The organism is Bacillus sp. N5-665 (assembly GCF_022637375.2).
Taxonomy (GTDB): Bacteria; Bacillota; Bacilli; order Bacillales; family Bacillaceae_G; genus Bacillus_A; species Bacillus_A wiedmannii.
Genome location: NZ_CP093325.1, coordinates 5,358,593 through 5,367,500, shown reverse-complemented (window position 1 = coordinate 5,367,500; position 8,908 = coordinate 5,358,593). Strand labels below are relative to the sequence as shown.

Sequence of the window (8,908 nt, the reverse complement as noted above, 5' to 3'; positions counted from 1 at the left end):
TAGGCGATGGACAACAGGTTGATATTCCTGTACCACCTCTTTATCGTTTGAGCAATGGAGGGACGCAGAAGGATAGAAGAAGCGTGCGATTGGTTGTGCACGTCCAAGCAGTTAGGCTGATAAGTAGGCAAATCCGCTTATCGTGAAGGCTGAGCTGTGATGGGGAAGCTCCTTATGGAGCGAAGTCTTTGATTCCCCGCTGCCAAGAAAAGCTTCTAGCGAGATAAAAGGTGCCTGTACCGCAAACCGACACAGGTAGGCGAGGAGAGAATCCTAAGGTGTGCGAGAGAACTCTGGTTAAGGAACTCGGCAAAATGACCCCGTAACTTCGGGAGAAGGGGTGCTTTCTTAACGGAAAGCCGCAGTGAATAGGCCCAAGCGACTGTTTAGCAAAAACACAGGTCTCTGCGAAGCCGTAAGGCGAAGTATAGGGGCTGACACCTGCCCGGTGCTGGAAGGTTAAGGAGAGGGGTTAGCGTAAGCGAAGCTCTGAACTGAAGCCCCAGTAAACGGCGGCCGTAACTATAACGGTCCTAAGGTAGCGAAATTCCTTGTCGGGTAAGTTCCGACCCGCACGAAAGGTGTAACGATTTGGGCACTGTCTCAACCAGAGACTCGGTGAAATTATAGTACCTGTGAAGATGCAGGTTACCCGCGACAGGACGGAAAGACCCCGTGGAGCTTTACTGTAGCCTGATATTGAATTTTGGTACATTTTGTACAGGATAGGCGGGAGCCATTGAAACCGGAGCGCTAGCTTCGGTGGAGGCGCTGGTGGGATACCGCCCTGAATGTATTGAAATTCTAACCTACGGGTCTTATCGACCCGGGAGACAGTGTCAGGTGGGCAGTTTGACTGGGGCGGTCGCCTCCTAAAGTGTAACGGAGGCGCCCAAAGGTTCCCTCAGAATGGTTGGAAATCATTCGTAGAGTGCAAAGGCATAAGGGAGCTTGACTGCGAGACCTACAAGTCGAGCAGGGACGAAAGTCGGGCTTAGTGATCCGGTGGTTCCGCATGGAAGGGCCATCGCTCAACGGATAAAAGCTACCCCGGGGATAACAGGCTTATCTCCCCCAAGAGTCCACATCGACGGGGAGGTTTGGCACCTCGATGTCGGCTCATCGCATCCTGGGGCTGTAGTCGGTCCCAAGGGTTGGGCTGTTCGCCCATTAAAGCGGTACGCGAGCTGGGTTCAGAACGTCGTGAGACAGTTCGGTCCCTATCCGTCGTGGGCGTAGGAAATTTGAGAGGAGCTGTCCTTAGTACGAGAGGACCGGGATGGACGCACCGCTGGTGTACCAGTTGTTCTGCCAAGGGCATAGCTGGGTAGCTATGTGCGGAAGGGATAAGTGCTGAAAGCATCTAAGCATGAAGCCCCCCTCAAGATGAGATTTCCCATAGCGTAAGCTAGTAAGATCCCTGAAAGATGATCAGGTTGATAGGTTCGAGGTGGAAGCATGGTGACATGTGGAGCTGACGAATACTAATAGATCGAGGACTTAACCATATAATATGTAGCAAATGTTATCTAGTTTTGAAGGAATATACCTTCAATAGTCTGGTAATGATGGCAGAGAGGTCACACCCGTTCCCATACCGAACACGGAAGTTAAGCTCTCTAGCGCCGATGGTAGTTGGGACCTTGTCCCTGTGAGAGTAGGACGTTGCCAGGCTTATATTATTCCGCAGTAGCTCAGTGGTAGAGCTATCGGCTGTTAACCGATCGGTCGTAGGTTCGAGTCCTACCTGCGGAGCCATTATGCTTCCATAGCTCAGCTGGTAGAGCACTTCCATGGTAAGGAAGAGGTCACCGGTTCAAGCCCGGTTGGAAGCTTGGGAAGAGTTTTGAAATTTTTGGCCCGTTGGTCAAGTGGTTAAGACACCGCCCTTTCACGGCGGTAACACGGGTTCGAATCCCGTACGGGTCACCACTTTTGGAGGATTAGCTCAGCTGGGAGAGCACCTGCCTTACAAGCAGGGGGTCGGCGGTTCGATCCCGTCATCCTCCACCATATATATTTTAAATGTCGGAGGGGTAGCGAAGTGGCTAAACGCGGCGGACTGTAAATCCGCTCCTTCGGGTTCGGCAGTTCGAATCTGCCCCCCTCCACCATTTTCTTTAAAATAACCTGAGAGGGTTTATTTTTTTGAAAAGATAACCATACTAGTAAATATTAATGGGCTATAGCCAAGCGGTAAGGCAACGGACTTTGACTCCGTCATGCGCTGGTTCGAATCCAGCTAGCCCAGCCATTTACGAGCCATTAGCTCAGTTGGTAGAGCATCTGACTTTTAATCAGAGGGTCGAAGGTTCGAATCCTTCATGGCTCACCATTTTCGCGGAAGTAGTTCAGTGGTAGAATACAACCTTGCCAAGGTTGGGGTCGCGGGTTCGAATCCCGTCTTCCGCTTTATTACTAAGGGGCCTTAGCTCAGCTGGGAGAGCGCCTGCCTTGCACGCAGGAGGTCAGCGGTTCGATCCCGCTAGGCTCCATCTAAATAAAAAAGCTTATATCATATGATGTAAGCTTTTTTTGTATTTAAAAAGACAACTTTCATATTTGTCATTTAAAATGGAGAAAACGCGAAAATAAAGGATGGGGATAATTGTGAAAGTTGTTATTGCATCTGATTCATATAAAGAAAGCTTAAAAGCTATAAAAGTATGTGAAGCTATTGAAAGAGGATTTGGAGCAATTTTTCCTAAAGCAGAGTACGTAAAAATACCAATTGGAGATGGAGGTGAAGGAACGGTTGATTCACTTGTGGATGCTACTGATGGAAGAATGATACCTCTTCATGTGACAGGGCCGCTTAGAGAACGTATACAAGCCTTTTACGGTATGTCTAAAGATAAAAAGACAGCGTTTATTGAAATGGCAGCAGCATCAGGATTACAACACGTTCCGGTTAAAAAGCGAAACCCACTTATTACAACGACTAAAGGAACCGGAGAGCTTATACTACATGCGCTAGACGAAGGAGCTGAGCACATTATTTTAGGACTTGGCGGAAGTGCTACAAATGATGGTGGAGCAGGTATGCTGTCAGCTTTAGGGGTCAGGTTTATAAATGGAAAAGGGGAAGTAATAGAGCCATCTGGAGGAACATTACATTCGATTGTCGCTATTGATTTTTCATGCATGGATTCACGCTTACTGCATATAAAGATAGAAGCAGCATGTGATGTAGATAATCCGTTAGTTGGAATAAGGGGAGCATCTTTCGTATTTGGGAGGCAAAAGGGTGCGAATGCAGAGATGGTGAAAGAGTTGGATGAGAATTTAAAGCATTATGCGAATATCCTTAAACAATACTTATCTTGCGACGTATCTAAAATACCTGGCGCAGGAGCCGCAGGAGGAATGGGAGCAGCTGTTATTGCAGTGTTAAAGGGAAACTTGCGGAGAGGAATTGAAATTGTATTAGACTATACAAATTTTGATAAGCATATAGAAGGTGCAGATTTAATTATAACTGGCGAAGGGAGAATAGATGAACAAACAGCATATGGAAAGGCCCCTGTAGGTGTTGCGGAGCGTGCAAAGCATTTTCGTATTCCTGTCATTGCTATTGGAGGATCTGTATCTCCGAATTATCCAGCTGTTCATGAAAAAGGAATCGATGCAGTATTTAGTATTACAGCGAGTCCTATGACATTAGAAGAGGCATATAAAGTAGCGGAAGAGAATATCGAAATGACAGCAAAGAATATTGCCGCAGTATGGAAAATAGCATCAGAAAAACACTTCTAAATGTAGGAGTGTTTTTTATTATTATTTAATAATAATGATGGTAGTTGTTTCATTAAGTTAACTTTATACATAGAATAGTCTTGAAATTGGGTTTTTAAGGCGAATACAAGTGAATAATTTGTATATCCATACAGAAAAATGTTGAGTTGAGTCAGACTATATAAAAGATTTAAAATATTTAGTGAAGGCATAAAAGGGGGATACTATCTATGAAAAAAGAAATCTCAGTTATTGGAGTTCCAATGGATTTAGGACAGATGCGTCGCGGGGTAGATATGGGGCCGAGTGCAATCCGTTATGCAGGCGTAATTGAAAGAATTGAAGAAATTGGATATGACGTTAAAGATATAGGAGATATACGTATAGAGAGAGAAAAAGAAGTAGATGTAAATACAAACTTAAGAAACCTTACACAAGTTGCAACTGTATGTAACGAATTAGCAAGTAAGGTGGATCATATTATAGAAGAGGGACGTTTTCCACTTGTATTAGGTGGTGACCATAGTATCGCAATTGGTACATTAGCTGGTGTTGCGAAACATTATAAAAATTTAGGTGTTATTTGGTACGATGCACATGGTGACTTAAATACAGAAGAAACTTCACCATCTGGAAATATTCATGGCATGTCACTTGCAGCAAGTCTAGGGTATGGACATCAAACGCTTGTAGATTTATACGGGGCATATCCAAAGGTGAAAAAAGAGAATGTTGTAATTATCGGTGCACGTGCATTAGATGAAGGAGAAAAAGACTTTATTCGCAATGAAGGTATTAAAGTATTCTCGATGCACGAGATTGATCGTATGGGTATGACGGCTGTTATGGAAGAAACAATCGCTTATTTATCTCATACTGATGGTGTACATTTATCATTAGATTTAGATGGTCTTGATCCTCATGATGCACCAGGAGTTGGCACGCCTGTAATTGGTGGCCTATCTTATCGTGAAAGCCATTTAGCAATGGAAATGTTAGCGGAAGCTGATATTGTTACATCTGCTGAGTTTGTTGAAGTAAATACGATTTTAGATGAGCGAAACAGAACGGCAACAACAGCAGTTGCTTTAATGGGTTCTTTATTCGGTGAAAAACTAAAATAAATGTAAGAAAAGCAACTGAGAAGTTGCTTTTTTTATTTGAAAATAAGCGTATAATAATGATTTATATTATACTGTACGATAATAATGTTTGACATCTTACCAATTTAGACTAAAGGAGGGTTGTTTGTAATTGTCGTTTGTTTCATGTATGGTATAATTAACTAGTTGTTGGAAATACATACAGATAGAGCATAAAACAATATTTCAATATATGGATAGAATTGCTCGTAAGTAGGAGGAAGGGTTAGCATGCCTTTTGAAGATACGACCATTTTGAAATATCTTAGTACGGTATTAGATATTGCCGTTGTATGGTTTATTATATATAAGCTAATTCTCATAATCCGAGGGACGAAAGCTGTTCAACTTTTAAAAGGGATTACAGTTATTATTGTCGTTCGGATGATCAGTATTTTCCTTGAATTGCATACGCTTTATTGGCTAACTGAGCAAGTATTAACGTGGGGATTTTTAGCCGTTATTATTATTTTCCAGCCAGAATTGCGAAGAGCACTTGAGCAGCTAGGACGCGGGAGTTTATTTTCGCGTGTTGGAACTCATGAGGATGATGAACCTGAAATCGTTGCAACAGCGATAGCGAAAGCAACGGAATATATGGGGAAACGTAGAATTGGTGCATTAATTACTTTGTCAAAAGAGACCGGTATGGGTGATTATGTGGAAACGGGTATTCCGCTAAATGCACACGTATCATCGGAATTACTTATTAATATTTTCATTCCTAATACACCTCTTCACGATGGAGCGGTTATTATGCAAGGAAGTACCATTAAAGCAGCAGCGTGTTATCTTCCGTTATCGGAAAGTCCGTTTATTTCTAAGGAGTTAGGAACTAGGCATCGCGCTGCAATGGGAGTTAGTGAAGTTACTGATAGTATCACAGTAGTTGTGTCGGAAGAAACAGGTCAAATTTCTTTAACGAAAAATGGTAAGTTGCATCGTGATTTGAAGACAGAACAATTGAAAGATATGTTGTTAGCTGAATTTAGTGCGAGCGAAAAAACGACTTCTTCGTCTTTATGGAATTGGAGGAGAAAGCGTCATGGATAAGTTAATGGAGAATCATTGGTTTTTAAAAGGGATCTCATTACTATTGGCGTGTATGCTTTTTATGTCAGCGACTTTAACTGAAAAAAATACGACATCGGGGATAATACCTTTCGCAAATGATGCGAAAGAAACCTTAACTAATTATGCCATTAACCTTAAGTATGATGAAGAGAAATATATTGTAAGTGGTATTCCGTCAGAGGGCGTTAAGGTGAAGTTAGAGGGCCCAAAAGCAGCAGTTGCTACAGCAAAAGCAAAAAAACAATTTGATATACCAGTTGATTTGAGAGATAGCGAAAAAGGAACTTATGAAGTTTCTTTGAAAACGAACGGGCTTCCAGATGATGTGAAAGGAACAGTTCAGCCATCAACAATTAAAATTACTCTACATGAAAAAGCGAGAAAATACGTTCATGTAGACTTAAAATTATCAAATGAGGATCAAATGCCAGCGGGTTCAACTCTTGAAAAATCAAACATTAAACCTGATACTGTTGAGGTAGTTGGGACGAAAGAAGAAATTGAAAGTATTTCATCTGCTAAGGCGTATATTGATTTAAAAGGTGTTAATAAAACTGTTACAAAAACAGCCGAAGTTACATTATACAATAGAGAAGGAAAACGTTTAAATGTAAGAACGAGTCCATCTAAAATTAGTGTAACATTGAATGTGGCGACGCAAGCTACGGCCAATAATACTGAAAAAACTGTTCCTGTAACGTATACGAAAAAGGGGAGTTTACCAGAAGGATTGGCCGTTACAAATATTAGCATTGAGCCGAGAGAAGTAACGATAGCAGGTCCAAAAGATATATTGGATAATATACAATCGATAGAGGGGGTCGAAGTAGATCTTAGTCAATTGACAGAGTCTACAACATTCGATACCTCTGTTTTATTGCCAAAGGGTGTAACAAGTGCAAAACCGAATCAAGTGAAGGTTTCGGTAGGAGTGCAAAAAACAAAACAAACGAAAACAAGAACGATTGATGGTATATCAATTCAAAAAAATGGACTTTCTAAAGATGTTACGGCCCAGCTACTTTCGCCGCAAGATGGGAAGATAAGCGTTGATATTTCAGGAGAAACAAGTATAGTAGATAAAATAACAGCTGCTCAAATAACAGCAGCCATTAATCTGCAAAATGTATCTCCGGGGACGAAGGATGTTTCTATTCAAGTGAGCGGTCCTGGTAATATTTCAATAGAGCCAAAGCAAAAAAATGCCAAAGTCACAATTGTGAAGAAAGAAAATCCAGATAAAGAAGTACAGGGTAACGGTGAAAAACCAGATTCAAATAATAACCAAGATAATCAAACTGAAAAACCAAAAAATCCTGAACCTGAACATAAGCCTAAGCCTGACCCGGAAAAGGAACAGGAACAAAATAAAGAACAAGAAACTAGTCAAGAGCCAACAGTAGATAATCAAAAAGAGCCAGAAAAAGGAGCGAATCATAATGGGTAAATATTTTGGTACAGATGGAGTACGTGGGGTTGCGAACCAGGAGTTAACACCTGAATTAGCGTTCAAAATTGGACGTTTTGGTGGTTATGTATTAACAAAAGATACAGATCGTCCAAAAGTAATTATCGGCCGTGATACACGTATATCAGGACATATGTTAGAAGGAGCTTTAGTAGCAGGTCTATTATCAACTGGAGCAGAAGTAATGCGCCTTGGTGTTATTTCTACACCAGGTGTTGCTTATTTAACAAAAGCGTTAGATGCACAAGCAGGTGTTATGATTTCTGCATCTCATAATCCAGTACAGGATAACGGAATCAAGTTCTTCGGTTCAGACGGTTTTAAATTAACAGATGAGCAAGAAGCAGAAATCGAAGCTTTATTAGACAAAGATGTTGATGAGTTACCACGTCCAACAGGTACGAACCTTGGACAAGTGAGTGATTATTTTGAAGGCGGACAAAAATATTTACAATATATTAAACAAACTGTAGAGGAAGATTTCTCTGGTTTACATATCGCTTTAGATTGTGCGCATGGTGCTACGTCTTCTTTAGCTCCATACTTATTTGCGGATTTAGAGGCTGATATTTCAACAATGGGAACTTCACCAAACGGCATGAACATTAACGATGGAGTAGGTTCTACGCATCCAGAAGTATTAGCTAAATTAGTAAAAGATAAAGGCGCTGATATTGGTCTTGCCTTTGATGGTGATGGTGACCGTTTAATCGCTGTAGATGAAAAAGGAAACATCGTTGATGGCGATCAAATTATGTTTATTTGTGCGAAGTACATGAAAGAAACTGGTCAATTAAAGCATAATACAGTCGTTTCAACTGTTATGAGTAACTTAGGTTTCTACAAAGCACTTGAAGCTAACAATATCACAAGTGATAAAACAGCAGTTGGTGACCGTTACGTAATGGAAGAGATGAAGCGTGGTGGTTACAACTTAGGTGGAGAACAATCGGGTCATATTATCTTACTTGATTACATTACAACTGGTGATGGAATGTTAAGTGCACTTCAATTGGTGAACATCATGAAAATGACGAAAAAACCATTATCTGAGCTTGCAGGTGAGATGACAAAATTCCCACAATTACTAGTAAACGTTCGTGTAACAGATAAAAAACTAGCATTAGAAAATGAAAAAATTAAAGATATTATTCGTGTTGTAGAGGAAGAAATGAACGGTGATGGCCGCATTCTTGTTCGTCCATCTGGAACAGAGCCACTTATTCGTGTAATGGCAGAAGCACCAACACAAGAAGTTTGTGACGCATATGTACATCGTATTGTAGAAGTTGTGAAAGCTGAAGTTGGCGCTGAATAATTCAATAAATTTATGAAAAGGGAGCACAAGAAGTGCTCCTTTTTCATATGTTTTATAGACGATGAAAAAAATTTCATTGACGGTTTATCTATGTTTGTTATAAGATGGTCTTGTTCTTTTTCTCAAAGGAAATATTGTAAATTATAGAAGCGCCAGAACTACAAGTAGTGT

General features: G+C 41.1%; 5 protein-coding genes, 9 tRNA genes and 2 rRNA genes (1 of these 16 only partly in view). All 16 read left to right on the top strand.

The window, feature by feature from the left end:
• Window positions 1-1,508: ribosomal RNA gene (locus MNO09_RS30065) — 23S ribosomal RNA — on the top strand (it extends 1,414 nt beyond the left edge of the window).
• 50 nt (window positions 1,509-1,558) lie between these two features.
• Window positions 1,559-1,674: ribosomal RNA gene (gene rrf / locus MNO09_RS30060) — 5S ribosomal RNA — on the top strand.
• Between the two features lie 9 nt (window positions 1,675-1,683).
• Window positions 1,684-1,758 (top strand) — tRNA-Asn (locus MNO09_RS30055).
• A gap of 4 nt (window positions 1,759-1,762) precedes the next feature.
• Window positions 1,763-1,835 (top strand) — tRNA-Thr (locus MNO09_RS30050).
• A gap of 22 nt (window positions 1,836-1,857) precedes the next feature.
• Window positions 1,858-1,932: transfer RNA gene (locus MNO09_RS30045), tRNA-Glu, on the top strand.
• Window positions 1,933-1,937: 5 nt separating this feature from the next.
• A tRNA-Val gene (locus MNO09_RS30040) sits at window positions 1,938-2,013 on the top strand.
• 17 nt (window positions 2,014-2,030) lie between these two features.
• A tRNA-Tyr gene (locus MNO09_RS30035) sits at window positions 2,031-2,114 on the top strand.
• Between the two features lie 65 nt (window positions 2,115-2,179).
• Window positions 2,180-2,254 (top strand) — tRNA-Gln (locus MNO09_RS30030).
• A gap of 5 nt (window positions 2,255-2,259) precedes the next feature.
• Window positions 2,260-2,335, top strand: a tRNA-Lys gene (locus MNO09_RS30025).
• 5 nt (window positions 2,336-2,340) lie between these two features.
• Window positions 2,341-2,412, top strand: a tRNA-Gly gene (locus tag MNO09_RS30020).
• A 10-nt stretch (window positions 2,413-2,422) separates the two neighbouring features.
• Window positions 2,423-2,495, top strand: a tRNA-Ala gene (locus tag MNO09_RS30015).
• Window positions 2,496-2,610: 115 nt separating this feature from the next.
• Complete coding sequence (locus tag MNO09_RS30010; protein ID WP_000869597.1) at window positions 2,611-3,756, top strand: glycerate kinase; 1,146 nt, start codon at window positions 2,611-2,613, stop codon at window positions 3,754-3,756.
• 209 nt (window positions 3,757-3,965) lie between these two features.
• On the top strand, window positions 3,966-4,859 hold the full coding sequence (rocF, locus tag MNO09_RS30005) for an arginase (protein WP_000711562.1): 894 nt from the start codon (window positions 3,966-3,968) through the stop codon (window positions 4,857-4,859).
• A 249-nt stretch (window positions 4,860-5,108) separates the two neighbouring features.
• Entirely contained in the window at window positions 5,109-5,930 is an 822-nt protein-coding gene (cdaA, locus tag MNO09_RS30000) for a diadenylate cyclase CdaA (protein WP_001115707.1), read from the top strand.
• Entirely contained in the window at window positions 5,923-7,398 is a 1,476-nt protein-coding gene (locus MNO09_RS29995) for a CdaR family protein (RefSeq protein ID WP_000359562.1), read from the top strand. Before cdaA ends, MNO09_RS29995 begins: the two co-directional genes overlap by 8 nt.
• On the top strand, window positions 7,391-8,737 hold the full coding sequence (gene glmM, locus MNO09_RS29990; RefSeq protein WP_000521480.1) for a phosphoglucosamine mutase: 1,347 nt from the start codon (window positions 7,391-7,393) through the stop codon (window positions 8,735-8,737). The genes MNO09_RS29995 and glmM overlap by 8 nt, the downstream gene beginning before the upstream one ends.
• Window positions 8,738-8,908: the final 171 nt, after the last annotated feature.